We start from the raw sequence: 15,355 nt of genomic DNA on the forward strand, positions 1-15,355 counted from the left end.
GGTCCACCCGGCAGATCCAGGAGGAGACGATGTTGCTTCGAACCACCGACCCGTTCCGTGACCTCGACCGGCTCACCCAGCAGCTGCTGGGAACGACCAACCGTCCCGCGGTCATGCCGATGGACGCGTGGCGCGAGGGCGACCGCTTCGTGATCGAGTTCGACCTGCCCGGCGTCAACACCGACAGCATCGACCTCGACGTCGAGCGCAACGTCCTCACCGTGCGTGCCGAGCGGGTGGCGCGCAACGGCGACTGGGAGCCACTGGCCTCCGAGCGGCCGCGCGGAGCGTTCAGCCGCCAGCTGGTGCTGGGCGACAACCTCGACCTCGACCGCATCGAGGCGGCGTACGCCGACGGTGTGCTGAGGCTGGTCGTCCCCGTCGCGGAGAAGGCCAAGCCCCGCAAGATCGAGATCGCGCAGTCGGGATCGGGCCGCGGCGAGCACGCCGAGCTGACCGCCTGACCGCTCGCCTGATCCACCCTTCCCCGGTCGCGGGGTCGCAGCCCTTGCGCAGTGAGCTGCGGTCCCGCGGCCGCTCCACGTCCGCCGGCGTCAGCTGCCCGGACGAGACCGGCTAGGTCGCGGCGTGCTGCTCGGGATCCGTCTGCTGGTGGAGATCGAGGGACAACAACCGGGCCGCGAGGTCGACCGCGGGACCGAGGAGCAGGATCACCGCCAACGTGCCGACGCCCACCGTCGCGCCGAGCAGCCACCCGCCGAGCGCTCCCCCGCCCTGCACCACGCTGTAGCTCCACTTGAAGGGCACCGGCGGGTCCCAGGCGAGCGCGGCCGCCTCGGCCGGCCCGGCGCCGGTGTGGCTGCCGAGGTAGAGCGCGATGCCCAGCGCCAGCACGGGAAAGGCCGCCGCCAGCAGGACGGCGCGCGAGACCAGCTCGTCAGGCGTCGCGATCACGCCCAGCACCACGGAGACCGTCACCCCGACCAGCACGACCTGCACCACCGTGCCGATGCCCGGGTAGACCTTCCGCAGCATGGCCAGCGCCACGAGCACGACACCGACGACCAGGTTGACGATCCAGAAGTCCACCCCGGTCGTGATGGTCAGTCCGTTGACGAAGGTCGAGTAGCCGTCCGACCCGAGGTCGGCCGCCAGCAGCAGCGCGACGCCGACGCCCAGGACGACACAACCGACGAGGAGCATGGCCGTGCGCCGGGGGCTGGGGATCACGGGCGACAGCATCTCAGCCCCGCCCTGTCGCGCGCGCTACGGTCGGCGCGTGGCCACAGGATGGACGCCGACGACGCCGGGGCTCCTGGTGCTGCCGAGCGGAAGATCGGTCCGCGGGTGCCCCGAGCACGCCGCCGGTGTCGACTGCCAGCGGCCGGAATTCGGGCTCTACCTGGCCGCTGCCCCACCGCCACCACGGGAGTGGCCGTCTCGGTGGATCCTGTGGCGCGACTTCCGCACCCCGTCCGATCCCGGGGCGGCACGAGAGGCACTCGTCGACGCGTGGCACCGGTCGGCGCACCAGCGTGTCGAGATCGCCTGCCACGGCGGCCGTGGACGCACCGGGACGGCGCTGGCCTGCCTCGCGGTGATCGACGGCATCCCGCCGCACGAGGCCGTCGCGTTCGTGCGGCGCCACTACCACCGCAGGGCCGTGGAGACACCCGGGCAGAAGCGCTTCGTCCAGCAGTTCCGCGCCCCCTGACGACCGAGTGAACACCCGGCGACCCGTCGCCGAACCCGGGTGCACCGGCCTTCCCCACCGCGCCGACCCGTCGTACGTTGGCGATCCCCCCATCGGAAGGCAGCACACCCATGCGCTCTCGGCCCACCCGCCTCGCCCTCGCCGCCGTCGCGGCCCTCGCCGTCGCCGGACTCGGCGCTCCCGCCCTGACCTCCCCGGCCGCCGCCGGCCCCGGCAAGGCGAGCACCGCCAAACCCGGCAAGGCCAACAAGCCCGCCAAGCCGACGGAGGTCCGCTTCGCCACCTTCAACGCCTCGCTCAACCGCGGCACCGCGGGCCGGCTGATCGCGGACCTGTCCGCGCCCGGCAACGCGCAGGCGTCCGGCGCCGCGGAGACCATCCAGCGCGCCGACGCGGACGTCATCCTGGTCAACGAGTTCGACTACGAGCCGGACGGCGAGGCGGCCGAGCTGTTCCGCGACAACTACCTCGCGGTCGGCCAGAACGGTGCCGCGCCGGTCGACTACCCCTACTACTACGTCGCGGAGTCCAACACGGGCATCCCCACGGGCTTCGACCTCAACAACAACGGGACTGTCGGCGGCGGCGACGACGCCTTTGGATTCGGCCTGTTCCCCGGCCAGTACGGCATGGTCGTCTACTCCAAGTACCCCATCGCCGCGGACGAGGTCCGCACCTTCCAGCACTTCCTCTGGAAGGACATGCCGGGCGCGCTGCTCCCCGACGACCCGGCGATCCCCGGCAAGGCCGACTGGTACTCCCCCGAGGAGCTCGAGGTCTTCCGCCTCTCGTCGAAGTCGCACTGGGACGTCCCGATCAAGCTGCCCGGACGCAAGCCGGTCCACTTCCTCGTCTCGCACCCGACGCCTCCCACCTTCGACGGCGACGAGGACCGCAACGGGCGTCGCAACCACGACGAGATCCGCTTCTGGGCCGACTACGTCACCGGCGGGAGCGCCGCGTCCTACATCTACGACGACGAGGGCGGGACCGGAGGCCTCGGTCGCGGGCAGGACTTCGTGATCGCCGGCGACCAGAACGCCGACCCCTTCGACGGCGACTCGTACGACGACGCGATCCTGCAGCTGCTCGACCACCCGCGCATCCAGGACCCGGCTCCGACGGCACCCGGCGGGGTCGAGGCCGCCGTGCGTGACGGCCAGGAGAACATCGCGCACGTCGGTCCCGACGCCCAGGACACCGCCGACTTCGCCGACGCCTTCCCCGCCAAGCCGACCGACCCCCGCAACCCGGGCAACCTACGCGTCGACTACGTCCTTCCCAGCGAGCGCCTGGCGATTCGCGACACGGGCATCTTTTGGCCGACGTCGGCCGACCCGCTGTTCGCCCGCCTGATCGGGGTCTACCAGTTCCCGGTGACCGACCACCGCCTCGTGTGGCTCGACCTGGGCATCAGTCGGACGCACGGTCGCTGATCCTGCAGCGGCTTCGCCGAGGGGCCGGCGGACGTTCACCTGACGTCCACCCGTCGGTCCCTCGGAGGGCCACCCGGATGACGAGAGTCGGCGTGTCCGTCCGACCACAGATCTCCGGAGACTCCCCCCATGCCGCACAGCCAGAGCCCGTCCCCGACCCCCACCCGCACGCTCCTCCCGATGGTGGGCCGGACCCACGGCAACCGCAGCGCTGTCACCTGCCACCTGCGCTGCGGTGACGCCTGCTCCGCCCCGGTGCCCAACACCAGCGAGACGTCGTACTTCCGCGACGTCGCCGCCACCGTCCTGAGCCGCCGCTCCGTCGTCGGCACCGGCCTCACGGTCGCCGCGCTCACCGCGGTCCCGACGGCTCGCGCGGCGGCCGCCCCGTCCGGCCCCACGCCCGGCAAGGGCGGTCACGGCCAGCCCGGCCACCTTCCGTTCACCCCGATCGCGCCCGCTGCCACCACCGTCGACGACGTCACCGTCCCGGCCGGCTACCGCTGGGACCCGATCCTGCGGTGGGGCGACCCGATCCTGCCGGGGGCGCCCGCCTTCGACGGCAGCGGTCAGACGCCCGAGGCGCAGGCCGGACAGTTCGGCTACAACAACGACTACCTCGACATCATCGAGACCAACCGCGCCGGCACCACTGCGCTGCTCGTGTGCAACCACGAGTACACCAACGAGGGCATCATGTTCGCACCGGGGACCGACCCGGCGACGGTCATCCGCACGGCCTGGGCCGCGCACGGCATGTCGGTCGTGGAGCTCCGACGCCGCAGGCGTGGGGACGTGTGGACGTACGTCCCGGGCGCGCGCCTGAACCGCCGGATCACCCTCGACACCCCGTTCGCCGTGGACGGTCCCGCCGCCGGGTCCGAGCTGCTCAGGACGGCGGCCGACCCGACCGGTCGCACGGTCCGCGGCACGATGAACAACTGCGCCGGCGGTACGACGCCGTGGGGCACGGTGCTGTCGGGCGAGGAGAACTTCAACCAGTACTTCCGCGCCACCGGCACGGACCCCAGGGAGACCCGCTACGGCCTCTCCGCCACGCAGGACTCCCGGAACTGGCGCTCCGTCGACCCGCGCTGGGACGCCACCACCGCGGACTACCGCAACGAGCCCAACCGCTTCGGGTGGATCGTCGAGGTCGACCCGAGCGACCCGTCCTCGACGCCGGTGAAGCACACCGCGATGGGCCGCTTCAAGCACGAGGGCGCCAACGTGATCGTCAATCGCGACGGCCACGTCGTGGCCTACATGGGGGACGACGAGCGCTTCGACTACGTCTACCGCTTCGTCTCGCGCGACACCATGCGCCCCGGCAACAGCCCGAAGGCCCGGCGCCACAACCTCACGCTGCTGAGCGAGGGCGACCTGTCGGTGGCCCGGTTCACCGGCGACGGCCTCGAGGACGGCGTCAGCGACGGCTCCGGCGAGTGGATCCCGCTCACCCGCGGCGGCCAGTCCATGGTCGCCGGGTTCACGCTGGAGGAGGTGCTGGTCTACACGCGGCTGGCCGCCGACACCGTCCAGCCGACCAAGATGGACCGCCCGGAGGACGTCGAGCCCAACCTCCACAACGGCCGCATCTACGTCGCCTGCACCAACAACACCGACCGCGGCAAGGTCGGCAAGGAGGGCCCCACCGAGCCCAACCCGCGCCCGGCCAACAAGGACGGCCACGTCGTCGAGATGATCCCGACCGGCGGCGACCACACGTCCGACACGTTCGGCTGGAACCTGTTCCTCATCTGCGGCGACGAGGCCTCCGCCGGGCGCTACTTCGGCGGCTGGACCGGGCCGGTCTCGCCGATCTCCTGCCCCGACAACGTGGCCTTCGACAGCCTGGGCAACCTGTGGGTCTCCACCGACGGCCAGCCGAGCGCGATCAAGGTGAGCGACGGCCTGTTCAAGGTGCCCGTCGAGGGTCCCGAACGCGGCCACGTGCAGCAGTTCCTGGCCGTCCCGTCCGGCGCCGAGACCTGCGGTCCGGTCATCCGCGACCGCGACGACTCGGTGTTCGTCGCCGTCCAGCACCCGGGCGAGGACGGCTCGTGGGCTGCCCCGCAGTCGCGCTTCCCCGATTACGTCCCTGCCGGCGCGGCACCCGCCGCCGGGCAGTTCGCCGGCCCCCGCCCGACGGTCGTGCAGGTGACCCGCGCCTAGGTCCACCTACGATCGACCCGTGCCGCGGCCCCTCACCACCACCGCCGGGGTCGCGGTCGGGTCGACGGCGCTGCTCGCCCTCGCGGTCGCGCAGGGCTGGCTCGGCCCGGACGTCGGCCGCGGCGCCAACTTCTGCGAGCGGGCGTACGACGGCGCGATCGCGCAGCCGGCCAACACGCTGTCCAACCTCGGGTTCGTCGTCGCCGGCCTCCTGGTCGCGCGGCACGCCCAGCGCCGGGCGCCGGCGCCGCCGGGTGTCGAGCACGTCATGTCGACCACCGTCGCCACGTTCTACGCGTGCGTCGTCGTGCTGCTCGGACCCGGCTCCGCCGCCATGCACGCCACCCAGAGCGCGTGGGGTGGCCACCTCGACATGCTGAGCATGTACCTCGTCGCCGGCTTCGCCGCGGCGTGGGCCTGGGTCCGCTGGACCCGGCGCGGCACCGCGTCGTTCGTGAAGGCGTACGTCGTCTGCGTCGCAGCGTGCGAGCTCGTGGGGCTGTGGCCAGACCCGGTCCCCGTCGTCCACTACTCCGGCAACCTCGCCTTCGGGGTGCTCCTGGTCGCCGCCGTCGTGCTGGAGACCGCGCTGTGGCGCCGCGGCGAGACCAGCCGGGTCTTCCGCCACGGGGTGGTCGCGCTGGCCTCGATGCTCGTCGCCTTCACCATCTGGCTGCTCAGCAACGCCGGGTGGTGCGACCCCGACTCGTGGCTGCAGGGCCACGCCGCCTGGCACCTGCTGTGCGCGGTCGCGGCGTACTGGCTCTACCGGCTCTACGCCTCGGAGCTGATCAGCACCTGACGCGGCTCCTGGTCCCGGGAGCGCCGCGCTGCGACGGCGCCGACGACGAGACCCAGCAGCACGCCGGGCACCACCCAGCGCCAGCCCGTGAGCGAGAACCACGCCGGCTCCGGCTCCGCGGGAGCCGGTGCGGCTGCCGGGGCCGGGGTGTCGGCCGGGATCGAGACCACCTCCGGGGCGACCGCATCGTCCAGCACCTGGGTGAGCAGGGCCGCGAGCTCCTCGGCCTCGGCGACCTCCACCCAGCCGCCCGGGTCCTCGGCCGAGAAGGTCGTGGAGACCCAGGCGGTCCCGTCGGCGGCGACGTGGACGCGGTCGAAGCGCCACGGCATCACGTCGTGCACCAACCAGGTGAGGTTGTAGTCGACTCCTCCGCCGGGCGCCAGCGGCTCCCCCCGCGTCTCGTCGGCGGGCAGCAGCCCGAGGAGGGCGTCGTACGCCGCGTCGTCGTAGTAGAGCGCGCCGGCCGACTGGCCGGGCTGGGTGATGAGCACGCTCGTCGGTCCACCGGCCTGCGACGCGGCCGGCAGGCCCACGGCGGCGGCGAGGGCGAGTACGGCGACGGCCAGGATCCTGCGCATGGCTCCTCCTCGGGACGGGTTGTCGGGGATACACCGCCGCACGGCCGGAGGTTCCCTCAGTCGGTCGACTCGGCGATCCGCGTCGCGGCGGCGAGCTCGAGGTCGCCCTCGAGCCGCAGGGTGAGGTCGCCGTCGAGCCAGAGCAGCGTCGGGGCGGCGAGGCGGGACGGAAGGCGGGACGGCAGGTCGCGCACCGAGCCGCCGTCGGGGACCACCGTGACCCGGTGTGCCGTCGGCAGCCAGAGCGCCTCGGCGCCGGAGACGAGCACGTGCTCCGCCCGGTCGGCGGTCTTCCAGAAGAGCGGCTCGACGTCGCCACGCAGCTCGTCGAGCCGGACCGTGCCGTCCTCCGTCGTCCAGCTGAGCGACACCACCAGGCGGTCCGCCGAGACCTCCACGCCGTCGGGCGCACCCAGCTCGGCGGGAACCACGGGCGTGAAGCCGGCGAGCCGCTCCGCGCGCTGGAGATCGGGGTTGCCCGGTGCCGGCGGCACCGTCGGGGTCTCGGTGACGGGTTCGCCGGACGTCACCGAGATCCCGGGCAGAACGAGCCACCCACGGATCTCCGCACCCACCGGGGACGCCACGACCCCCACGCCGACCAGGCCGGCGAGCAGGCCGGCGAGCCAGCGCCGCCACCGTCGGCGCGGACGCGTCGCGGCGACGCGGCCCATCACCGCGCGCTCGAGCCCGTCCGGGACGGGCACGTGCAGGTCGGCGGCCAGTGCGGACAGCTGCTCCTCCACTGCGTCAGGCATGGCCCACCTCCTCGATGGTCGTGGCGAGGTCGTCGCGCAGCCGTGCGAGAGCTCGGCTCAACCTGGACTTCACCGTGCCCCGGGGCACCCCCAGCACGACGGCGGTCGTCGCCTCGTCGAGCTCGAGCAGGTAGCGGCAGGCCACCACGTGGGAGAGCTTGTCGGGCAGCCTCCCGACCGCCGCGAGCAGCCGCTCCTTGTCCTCCCGGCCGACGACCTCCGCGGACGGATCCAGCAGGTGGGTCAGCGGCGGGCGGGCCTCCCGCGCCTCACGGCCGGCACGGCGCACGGCGGAGCGGTGGGCGTTGCGGGTCTCGTTGGCCACGATGCGCAGCAGCCAGGGCCGGAAGGGCCGGTCCGCGCGGAACGACCCCAGCGAGCGGTACGCCTTCACCAGCGCCTCCTGCACCACGTCCTCGGCGTCGCTCCCCGCCCCGAGGAGGGCCGCCGTGCGCATCGCCACGGGGGCGTGCCGGCGCACGAGGACGGCGTACGCGTCGGTGTCCCCAGCGCGCACCCGGGCGACCAGGTCGGCGTCGTCCCCGAAGTCGTTGGTGCCGTCGTCGGTGCTGATCGTCCCTCCCGTCCCCTGACCCCAGGCTCGGCCCCAGCACCGTGTCTACACCGCCGAGGCGGTCAGGGTTCCCTGGATCGAGGAAAGCGTGGGAGGGAGGGCGGTCGGATCAGGCGTTGCCGTCGACGTAGCGGCCGTCGGGGGTGACCGGGTTGTCCTCGTTGATGGCCTCGACGGCCTCGGTGAGCTCGACCTCGGCCAGCGGCGGGCGGCGGTCGAGGTGGATGCCGGCGATCATGCAGCGCACGGACCCACCGGCGAGCTCGATCGTCGGGATGTCGACCGCAACGATCTCGCACGTCTCCTCGATCGCCGCCACCTGCTCGGGCCGCAGGGACCGCTTCGCCCGGGCGGACATGGCCATCACGTAGCGGCGCCGGCCCTCCGGCGTACGACCGCACAGCTCGACCGCGTTGCCGGCGAACTCGCGGATCTGCTCCTCGGTCAGCTCGATGATCGCGCGGCCGGTGACCGCCAGCCGCTCGCGCACCTGCTCGCGACGCTGCTTGTCGGGGATCATGTCGAGGGCGATCATCGCGACGTCGGTGCCGATGCAGGCGATGACGTTGGTGTGGTAGACCGGCACGCCGTCGGAGTCGACGGCGTCGAAGGCCATCGGCTCGTAGCTGAAGTCGGTGCAGAAGCGCTCGAGCACCGTGGCGTCGGCGCGGTGGCTGCGCGCGGTGTAGGCCACGCGCGAGACGTGGTCGAGCACCATCGCACCGGTGCCCTCGAGGAAGATGCCGTCGGGCTCGAGCCCGGAGTAGTCGATGATCTCCTGGACGCGGTACTCGGACTTGAGCATCTCCAGCACGTCGGCACGTCGCTCGTGGCGGCGGTTGGAGGCGTACATCGGGTAGACCGCCACGGTGCCGCCGGCGTGGGTGGAGACCCAGTTGTTGGGGAACACGCTGTCCGGGCGGGTGTGGTCGTCGTCGTCGAAGACGTGGACCCGTACGCCGACCGCGCGCAGCGCCTCGGCCAGCGCGTCCATCTCGGCCGTCGCCTTGGCCGCCGTCAGCTCCTCCGTCTGCCCGGCCGGGGCGTCGGCCTGGAACGCGTTGTCGGCAGCGGTCGCCGGGTTGGGGACGAAGCTGGTCGCGCGGACGAGGATCACTGCGGAAGGGGCCTGGGCACTCACGGGAGGAATGTAGGCCACGGGTGCTCGGTCGTCAGAACCCGCGCGAGCCCCCACCACCGACGGCCGCCGCCACCAGACCGGCCACCTCGGCCGCGTTGTGGCTGATCGCCGGTTCGTAGCAGGTCAGCTCGGTCTCGACCCAGCCCGGCACGTGGGCGTCGCGCCACAGACCGCACGTGACGACGCCCCGCTCCTCGACGAAGGCGACGACCCGCTCGTTGACCTCGTCGGCGGTGCCGGGGGCGTAGGCCAGGAACGTGCCGATGTGCGGCTCGTCGGGGAAGGTCCGGAACCCCTGGTCGCGCAGGGCCGCCGCCAGCTCGACGGCCCACGCGCGGTAGTCGCCGAAGCGGCCGAGGTGCTCGCGCAGGCCGATCAACCCGCCCACTGCCGGGGCGGTCAGCGAGAAGAGCGTGCCACCCATCCGCTGCCGCCACGACCGCAGCTCCCCGGCGAGGTCGTCCGGGCAGACCACGAGCGCGCCGCTGGAGCCGCCGAGCCCCTTGTAGAGCGAGACGTAGACCGAGTCGAACAGGGCGGCGACCTCGGCCAGGCTGCGGTCCCAGTAGGACACCGACTCCCAGATCCGGGCGCCGTCGGCGTGCAGGCGACGTCACGCTCGCGGGCGGCCGCGGACAGCGCGACCAGCTCGTCCCACGACGGCAGGAGACAGCCGGCATCGCGCAGCGGCAGCTCGACCATCGCGGCGCCGAGCCGGCCGCCGATCGCCGTGAGGTCGTCGGCGGTCGCCGTGCGCCTGCCGGTGGTGAGCCACTCGAGCTCGAGGCCCAGCACCCGCCGGGGGCCGTCCTGCTCGTGGTGCACGAGGTGCGACAGGTCGGGCAGCACGACGCGGCGCGATCCGGCCCGGTCGCACCAGGCCCGCAGGGTCGCCTGCTGCGCCATCACGCCGCTGGGGAACATCACCGCGGCGGGCTTGCCGAGCAGCTCGGGCGACCTCGGTCTCGAGCTGGGCGACCGCGCCGCGCTCGCCGTAGCGGTCCCAGGCGAGGTCGTTGGCCTCGGCGTGGTCGGCGAGCTCGCGCAGCATCGCCGCCGGCGTCGACGGCGGGCGGTGGAGGATCCAGTCGGCCGATGCCGACGCCGCCCGGAAGCGGTCCAGGAGGTCGCTCATGCCGGCGTCAGGGCGGAACGTCGGGCCGGCGTCAGGACTGGCGCTTGAACCAGTAGGTCGTCTCGACGCCGGGGATGACCTGCACCAGTTCCCAGCCGTTGACGCCGAGGGTGGAGAGGAGGTCCTCCCACGACTCGGTGTCCTCCACGAGCGCCTCGGGGTCGGCGTTGTAGCCGCCGACCTCCACGTTGCCCTGGTCGTCGACAGTGATCTCGAGGTGTGCCCAGGAAGCCATGCCGTGATCCTGCCATGCCGGTCCGCGCACCGGTCAACGACCGAGGACCCACTCCGCCATCACGTGGCAGCGGTCGCTCTCCCACCACGCGAGCTGCAGCCGGTCGAGCACGACGTCGACGGGGACGACGTCCGCGAGCAACGCTGCGGTGGAGGCCAGGTCGACGTCGTCGGACGCCGCGTCGACCGTGAGGTGCGGCTGCACGTCGGCGCCGAACTCACCGCCGTACGGCGGCCACGCGGGGAAGGCCGACACCAGCCGCGCGGTCAGGTCGCGCAGCGCGTCGTCGGGGTCGGGGACCAAGTGGATGATCCCGTTGGGGAACTGGCCCAGGCGCTCGAGGCGCACCCGGACCGGCGGGGTTGCGCGCGCGAGCCCCGCGACGGTCTCGAGGTCCGTCGTGCTCGGGGTCGGGGCGAACGGCCCGAGGGCCGTGACGTGGGCGTGCCCGAAGCGGGGGTCGGCCGAGACGAACCCCGCGTCGTAGTGCGCGGTCCGGTCGCGCACCCATCCCTCCAGCGCCGGCACCGGGAGCTGCAGGACGGAGTGGCCGGTCACGTGGCCAAGACTGGCAGGCCACGCCGACGCGGCCGTCACTAGGCTGCTGCCGCCATGAACGAATCGCCCCGCGTCGCCCCGCCCTCCCCCGAGACCGCTGCCCTCGCCCGCGAGCGCCTCGCCGGTCTGGCCACCCCGCCGGGGGCGCTCGGCCGGGTCGGCGAGCTCGGGGTCTGGCTGTCGGCGGCGCAGGGGGTGGTACCGCCGCGGCCGCTCACCGACGTACGCCTCGTGGTGCTGGCCGGCGACCACGGCGTCGCCGCGCACGGGGTGTCGGCCTATCCCGCCGCGATCACCGAGGCCATGGTGCGCACCCTCGTCGCGGGCCGCGCGGGCGTCAGCGCGCTGGGGCGGGAGCACGGCGTCGCGGTCACGGTGCTCGACGTCGCCGTCGACGCCGACCTCGCCGACCTCCCGGCCGAGGTCACCGCCCGCAAGGTCCGGCGCGGCTCCGGGGCGATCCACCTCACCGACGCGCTCACCCGCGAGGAGGCGGAGCGCTCGATCGCCCTCGGCGCCGAGCTGGCCCGGGAGCTCGTCGCCGACGGCGCGCAGCTGCTGATGACCGGCGACCTCGGCATCGGCAACACGACGGTCGCCGGCGCGCTCGTCGCCGCGACGCTCGGCCTGCCGGCCGACGAGGTGACCGGTCGCGGCACCGGCATCGACGACGCCGGCTGGACCCGCAAGCGGGACGTGATCGCGCAGGCCCTCGCGCGCGCGGAAGGCCGCACCTCCGATCCCGTCGAGCTGCTCACCGCACTGGGCAGCGCCGACCTCGCCGCCACGGTCGGCTTCCTGGTCGAGGCGTCCACCCGCGGTGTGCCGGTCCTGCTGGACGGCCTCATGTCGGTCGCCTGCGCGGTCGTGGCCGAGGCCCACGCACCCGGGGCGGCAGCCTGGTGGCTCGCCGGCCACCGCTCCACCGAGCCCGCCCAGGGCCACGCGTTGAAGTCCCTCGGCCTCGAGCCGCTCCTCGACCTCGGCATGCGCCTGGGCGAGGGCTCGGGTGCCGTCACGGCGCTGCCGGTGCTGCGCTCCGGCATCGCGGTGCTGCGTGACGTGGCGCTGCTCTCGGAGATCCTGCCTTCGTGACGGTCCGCGACGCGTGGCTGCTCGCCAGCGGCACGCTCACCGCCGTCCGCGTCCCGCCGCCGAGCCGGGTCGACCGGCAGGTGGCGGGCGTCGCGATGGTCCTCGCGCCGCTGGCGGTCCTTCCTCTCGGGCTGGCCGCGGCCGCCGTGGTCCTGGTCGCCGGCTGGGTCGGGCTGCCGGCGCTCGCGACGGCGTACGTCGTGCTGCTGGTGCTCGCGCTCGGCACCCGGGCCTTCCACTGGGACGGCCTGGCCGACACCGCCGACGGCCTGACCGCGTCCTACTCCCCCGCACGCTCGCTCGACGTGATGCGCACCGGCCCCGTGGGACCTGCGGGCGTCGTCGCTGTGGTGCTTGTCGCGGGGCTTCAGGCGGCCGGGCTGGCGGCCGTCGTGCGGCACGACCACGGCTGGTGGGTGACCGGGGTCCTGGTGTGCGCATCCCGGGCGGCGCTGGCACTGGCCTGCGTGCGTGGCGTGCCCGCCGCCCGCGCCGACGGGCTCGGGGTGACCCACGTGGGCGCGGTGCCGGTCGTGGCCGCCGTCGCTTCGCTCGCGGTGGTCGGGGTCGTCGTGGGGCTGGCCGGCCACGGCCTGGGGTCGGCGTGGTCCACGGTGTTCGGGGTGGTGGGCATGGTGGCGGTCGTGCTCGCCCTGATGCTGCGGTGCGTACGACGGCTCGGCGGGATCACGGGCGACGTGCTGGGCGCGGCGGTGGAGGTCTCGTTCGCCGTGCTGGTGCTGGCGGCAGCCACCGCCTGACCGGGTCAGTCGCCGGAGCCCGGCTCCGCCATCCTGCGGTGCATGGCCGCCTTGAGCCTGTCGGGCATCGCCTTGCCGGCCGCCTCCTGCACCTTGGTCTTCAGGCCGCCGCCGACCACGCGCGCCTTGCCGGCCATCAGCGCCTCGAAACCCTGCTGCGCCACCTGCGCCGGGTCGTCCTTCTTCGACGTGCCGACCTTGGTGTCGTCTGCCATGTCGGCCCGCTCGAAGAAGTCGGTCTCGGTCGGGCCGGGCATCAGCGAGGTGAGGGTGACGCCGGTGTCCTTGAGCTCGTTCTGCAGCGCCTCGGTGAAGGACTGGAGGAACGACTTGGACGCGTTGTAGACGGCCTGGAAGGAGCCGGGCATCGTCGAGGCGATCGACGACGTCACGAGCACCCTCCCCTCGTCGGCGGCCACCATGTCGCGCAGCACGAGCTTGGCCAGGCGTACCGTCGAGGTGATGTTGAGGTCGATGATCGACAGCTCGTCGGCGAGGTCGGTGTCGATGAACGCGCCGCCCTGTCCGTGGCCCGCGTTGAGGGCGATCGCGGCGAGCGGGCGCCCGCCGGCCCGGATCCGGGCGTAGAGGTCGGCGACGCCCTGCTCGTCCCGCAGGTCGACCTGGACGTGCTCCACCTGGCCGCTGCTCTCCGCGCGGAGCACCGCGGCCGCGACGGCGACCTCGTCGTCCTCGGCCGCCACGATGAGGTCGAAGTGGTGGTTGACGAACTGCCGGGCCAGCTCGAGACCGATGCCGCTCGAGGCCCCCGTCACGACCGCGAGCGGGCGGTCCCTACGCGGGGTGTCGGTCGGTGTGGCGCCGTCGGTGGCGGACAAGGACGTCGTCTCGGAGGTCATGACGGACCCGTACCCACGCGTCTGTGTCCGATTCCCGGCGGTTCTGACAGGATGCGCGCCATGCGGATCCTGGTCACCGGCGGAGTGCGGTCGGGCAAGTCGACGCACGCCGAGGACCTCATCGGCGGCGCCCCCGCGACGTACGTCGCCACCGGCACCCCGCCGGACCGCGCGCAGGACCCCGACTGGGCCGCCCGGATCGACGCCCATCGCGCCCGCCGCCCCGACGCCTGGGGCACGCGCGAGACGCAGGACCTCGCGGGCGTGATCGCAGGTGCCGGCGACCCGCTGCTCGTCGACTGCCTCGGCACCTGGCTCACCGCGATCATCGACGCTCACGACGCCTGGGAGCACGACTCCGACGCGGTCCACACCCTCGTCCTCGCCCGCACCGACGAGGTGGTCGACGCACTGAACCGCTGCGAGCAGGACGTCGTGCTCGTCACCAACGAGGTCGGCCTCGGCATCGTGCCCGAGCACCGCTCCGGCCGGCTCTTCCGCGACCTGCTCGGCCTGGTGAACCAGCGCGTCGCCGCCGCCTGCGACGAGGTGCACCTCGTCGTCGCCGGCCGGGTCCTGCGACTGTGAGCGGCGTCAGGGGTTGCAGGCCGGCGCCGCCCACGACCCGAGGTCGGAGGTGTCGAAGCGGGCCAGCATGGGCGTCATCGGCCGCCCCTTCTCCTGGTAGAGCCGCGACCCCGACTCGCTGACCACCCACAGCTGGTCGGGCTCGGTGAGCGCCATCCCCTCCGCGCCGGGCACGAACGACCGGCTCCTCCCGTCCGGACCGACGAGCACGCCGCACGTCGTGTTGGACCGCGCGAACCACAGCCCCGGCCCCACTCCCCCGAGCTCGGCCCAGATCGCACCCTGGGTGTCCGGCGGCACCTTCACCTCACCGATCGCGTCCGCCTGGCTGAGCTCGTACGACGACAATTCGAGCAGCCGATCGGTGTCGAACCACCAGAGCCGGGCCGGGTTCTCCGCCCGGAACCTCCCCAGCCCGAGCTCACCGTCCCTGCCCCACACCGCGAACGAACCCCGCACCGGCTCCGCCAACGCCCAGCCCCGCTCCACTTCGAGGGTGTCGGGGTCGAGCAGCCACAGCCGCTGCGTCTCCGCGAGCCACACCCCGTGCTCGTCGGCGACGACGCCTCCGCCGTGCCGGCACTCGGTCGGCTGTCGTGGCCCGATCCGACCGCGCACCGGGTAGCGCGACTCGATGATCTCGCCGGACCTCAGGTCCACCGACTGCATCGTGCAGAGGCGCTGACCGCCCACCTGGGTCCCGTCGAAGCTCGCGACGTACGCCGTCCCGTCCTTCGCCGTCATCCCCTGCGGCACCAGCCACCCGTCCCCGCCCGGCACCCACCGACCTGCGCACATCGCGTGGTCGTTCGGGAAGCGGGCGAGCTCGTCCGGCCCGTACGTCGGCCGCTCGCCGCGGACGTCGGCGTACGACACCGGCCCGCAGCCGGTCCGGTCGACGTCCGGTCCCGGACCCGACGACGTCGCTGTGCAGGCGACCGAGACGCCGAGCACCGCGAGCAGGGCGGCGACGGGCCGCAC

General features: G+C 73.5%; 18 protein-coding genes. 8 read left to right on the forward strand and 10 right to left on the reverse strand.

The window, feature by feature from the left end; genetic code table 11:
* Positions 1 to 29 precede the first annotated feature (29 nt).
* Positions 30 to 464 (forward strand): Hsp20/alpha crystallin family protein, encoded by a 435-nt coding sequence (locus ACFQW6_RS06620; protein ID WP_378542508.1) that lies wholly within the window; start codon positions 30 to 32, stop codon positions 462 to 464.
* A gap of 112 nt (positions 465 to 576) precedes the next feature.
* Here ACFQW6_RS06620 and ACFQW6_RS06625 read toward each other — a convergent pair whose 3' ends face one another.
* Positions 577 to 1,191, reverse strand: coding sequence for a hypothetical protein (locus tag ACFQW6_RS06625; RefSeq protein WP_378542510.1), 615 nt, complete (start codon positions 1,189 to 1,191; stop codon positions 577 to 579).
* A gap of 49 nt (positions 1,192 to 1,240) precedes the next feature.
* Between ACFQW6_RS06625 and ACFQW6_RS06630 the strand changes: the two genes are divergently transcribed.
* The 4 genes from ACFQW6_RS06630 to ACFQW6_RS06645 all read left to right on the forward strand — a co-directional run bounded on the left by ACFQW6_RS06630 (position 1,241) and on the right by ACFQW6_RS06645 (position 6,088).
* Positions 1,241 to 1,675 (forward strand): protein phosphatase, encoded by a 435-nt coding sequence (locus ACFQW6_RS06630; protein ID WP_378542512.1) that lies wholly within the window; start codon positions 1,241 to 1,243, stop codon positions 1,673 to 1,675.
* Between the two features lie 110 nt (positions 1,676 to 1,785).
* A complete protein-coding gene (locus ACFQW6_RS06635; RefSeq protein WP_378542514.1) occupies positions 1,786 to 3,111 on the forward strand; it encodes an endonuclease/exonuclease/phosphatase family protein in 1,326 nt (441 codons plus the stop codon).
* A 129-nt stretch (positions 3,112 to 3,240) separates the two neighbouring features.
* On the forward strand, positions 3,241 to 5,286 hold the full coding sequence (locus ACFQW6_RS06640) for a PhoX family protein (RefSeq protein WP_378542516.1): 2,046 nt from the start codon (positions 3,241 to 3,243) through the stop codon (positions 5,284 to 5,286).
* A 19-nt stretch (positions 5,287 to 5,305) separates the two neighbouring features.
* Positions 5,306 to 6,088 carry a ceramidase domain-containing protein gene (locus tag ACFQW6_RS06645; RefSeq protein WP_378542518.1) on the forward strand — a complete coding sequence of 261 codons (783 nt, stop codon included), beginning with the start codon at positions 5,306 to 5,308 and terminating at the stop codon, positions 6,086 to 6,088.
* Here ACFQW6_RS06645 and ACFQW6_RS06650 read toward each other — a convergent pair.
* The 7 genes from ACFQW6_RS06650 to ACFQW6_RS06680 all read right to left on the reverse strand — a co-directional run bounded on the left by ACFQW6_RS06650 (position 6,061) and on the right by ACFQW6_RS06680 (position 11,070).
* A complete protein-coding gene (locus ACFQW6_RS06650) occupies positions 6,061 to 6,669 on the reverse strand; it encodes a hypothetical protein (RefSeq protein ID WP_378542520.1) in 609 nt (202 codons plus the stop codon). The genes ACFQW6_RS06645 and ACFQW6_RS06650 overlap by 28 nt on opposite strands.
* 56 nt (positions 6,670 to 6,725) lie before the next feature.
* Complete coding sequence (locus ACFQW6_RS06655; protein WP_378542522.1) at positions 6,726 to 7,427, reverse strand: hypothetical protein; 702 nt, start codon at positions 7,425 to 7,427, stop codon at positions 6,726 to 6,728.
* Positions 7,420 to 7,944 (reverse strand): RNA polymerase sigma factor, encoded by a 525-nt coding sequence (locus ACFQW6_RS06660; protein WP_378542524.1) that lies wholly within the window; start codon positions 7,942 to 7,944, stop codon positions 7,420 to 7,422. The genes ACFQW6_RS06655 and ACFQW6_RS06660 overlap by 8 nt, the downstream gene beginning before the upstream one ends.
* 166 nt (positions 7,945 to 8,110) lie before the next feature.
* Positions 8,111 to 9,142 carry a citrulline utilization hydrolase CtlX gene (ctlX, locus tag ACFQW6_RS06665; RefSeq protein ID WP_378542526.1) on the reverse strand — a complete coding sequence of 344 codons (1,032 nt, stop codon included), beginning with the start codon at positions 9,140 to 9,142 and terminating at the stop codon, positions 8,111 to 8,113.
* A 31-nt stretch (positions 9,143 to 9,173) separates the two neighbouring features.
* Positions 9,174 to 9,749 carry a beta-eliminating lyase-related protein gene (locus ACFQW6_RS06670; RefSeq protein ID WP_378542621.1) on the reverse strand — a complete coding sequence of 192 codons (576 nt, stop codon included), beginning with the start codon at positions 9,747 to 9,749 and terminating at the stop codon, positions 9,174 to 9,176.
* 559 nt (positions 9,750 to 10,308) lie between these two features.
* A complete protein-coding gene (locus tag ACFQW6_RS06675; RefSeq protein ID WP_378542528.1) occupies positions 10,309 to 10,512 on the reverse strand; it encodes a hypothetical protein in 204 nt (67 codons plus the stop codon).
* 33 nt (positions 10,513 to 10,545) lie between these two features.
* The gene (locus ACFQW6_RS06680; protein WP_378542530.1) at positions 10,546 to 11,070 is read right to left on the reverse strand and encodes a 2'-5' RNA ligase family protein; all 525 of its coding nucleotides are present in this window, start codon (positions 11,068 to 11,070) and stop codon (positions 10,546 to 10,548) included.
* Positions 11,071 to 11,124: 54 nt separating this feature from the next.
* Between ACFQW6_RS06680 and cobT the strand changes: the two genes are divergently transcribed.
* Both cobT and ACFQW6_RS06690 read left to right on the forward strand, forming a co-directional pair.
* A complete protein-coding gene (gene cobT, locus ACFQW6_RS06685; protein ID WP_378542532.1) occupies positions 11,125 to 12,165 on the forward strand; it encodes a nicotinate-nucleotide--dimethylbenzimidazole phosphoribosyltransferase in 1,041 nt (346 codons plus the stop codon).
* Positions 12,162 to 12,926, forward strand: coding sequence for an adenosylcobinamide-GDP ribazoletransferase (locus ACFQW6_RS06690; RefSeq protein WP_378542534.1), 765 nt, complete (start codon positions 12,162 to 12,164; stop codon positions 12,924 to 12,926). The genes cobT and ACFQW6_RS06690 overlap by 4 nt, the downstream gene beginning before the upstream one ends.
* A gap of 5 nt (positions 12,927 to 12,931) precedes the next feature.
* Here the strand turns inward: ACFQW6_RS06690 and ACFQW6_RS06695 are convergent, their stop codons facing one another.
* Positions 12,932 to 13,786 (reverse strand): SDR family NAD(P)-dependent oxidoreductase, encoded by an 855-nt coding sequence (locus tag ACFQW6_RS06695; protein WP_378542536.1) that lies wholly within the window; start codon positions 13,784 to 13,786, stop codon positions 12,932 to 12,934.
* A 60-nt stretch (positions 13,787 to 13,846) separates the two neighbouring features.
* Between ACFQW6_RS06695 and cobU the strand changes: the two genes are divergently transcribed.
* Positions 13,847 to 14,374 (forward strand): bifunctional adenosylcobinamide kinase/adenosylcobinamide-phosphate guanylyltransferase, encoded by a 528-nt coding sequence (cobU, locus tag ACFQW6_RS06700; protein WP_378542538.1) that lies wholly within the window; start codon positions 13,847 to 13,849, stop codon positions 14,372 to 14,374.
* 6 nt (positions 14,375 to 14,380) lie between these two features.
* On the opposite strand, the gene ACFQW6_RS06705 is transcribed toward cobU, so the two are convergent.
* On the reverse strand, positions 14,381 to 15,355 hold the full coding sequence (locus ACFQW6_RS06705; RefSeq protein WP_378542540.1) for a hypothetical protein: 975 nt from the start codon (positions 15,353 to 15,355) through the stop codon (positions 14,381 to 14,383).

Source organism: Nocardioides sp. GCM10028917, from assembly GCF_042666175.1.
Taxonomy (GTDB): domain Bacteria; phylum Actinomycetota; class Actinomycetes; order Propionibacteriales; family Nocardioidaceae; genus Nocardioides.

What these genes read in the sequence shown, in the direction of transcription:
- ACFQW6_RS06655 (WP_378542522.1), bottom strand. Translation starts at nt 7,427, where the DNA reads ATGCCTGACGCAGTGGAGGAGCAGCTGTCCGCACTGGCCGCCGACCTG.
- cobU (WP_378542538.1), top strand. Translation starts at nt 13,847, where the DNA reads ATGCGGATCCTGGTCACCGGCGGAGTGCGGTCGGGCAAGTCGACGCAC.
- ACFQW6_RS06650 (WP_378542520.1), bottom strand. Translation starts at nt 6,669, where the DNA reads ATGCGCAGGATCCTGGCCGTCGCCGTACTCGCCCTCGCCGCCGCCGTG.
- ACFQW6_RS06695 (WP_378542536.1), bottom strand. Translation starts at nt 13,786, where the DNA reads ATGACCTCCGAGACGACGTCCTTGTCCGCCACCGACGGCGCCACACCG.
- ACFQW6_RS06635 (WP_378542514.1), top strand. Translation starts at nt 1,786, where the DNA reads ATGCGCTCTCGGCCCACCCGCCTCGCCCTCGCCGCCGTCGCGGCCCTC.
- ACFQW6_RS06640 (WP_378542516.1), top strand. Translation starts at nt 3,241, where the DNA reads ATGCCGCACAGCCAGAGCCCGTCCCCGACCCCCACCCGCACGCTCCTC.
- ACFQW6_RS06675 (WP_378542528.1), bottom strand. Translation starts at nt 10,512, where the DNA reads ATGGCTTCCTGGGCACACCTCGAGATCACTGTCGACGACCAGGGCAAC.
- ACFQW6_RS06620 (WP_378542508.1), top strand. Translation starts at nt 30, where the DNA reads ATGTTGCTTCGAACCACCGACCCGTTCCGTGACCTCGACCGGCTCACC.
- cobT (WP_378542532.1), top strand. Translation starts at nt 11,125, where the DNA reads ATGAACGAATCGCCCCGCGTCGCCCCGCCCTCCCCCGAGACCGCTGCC.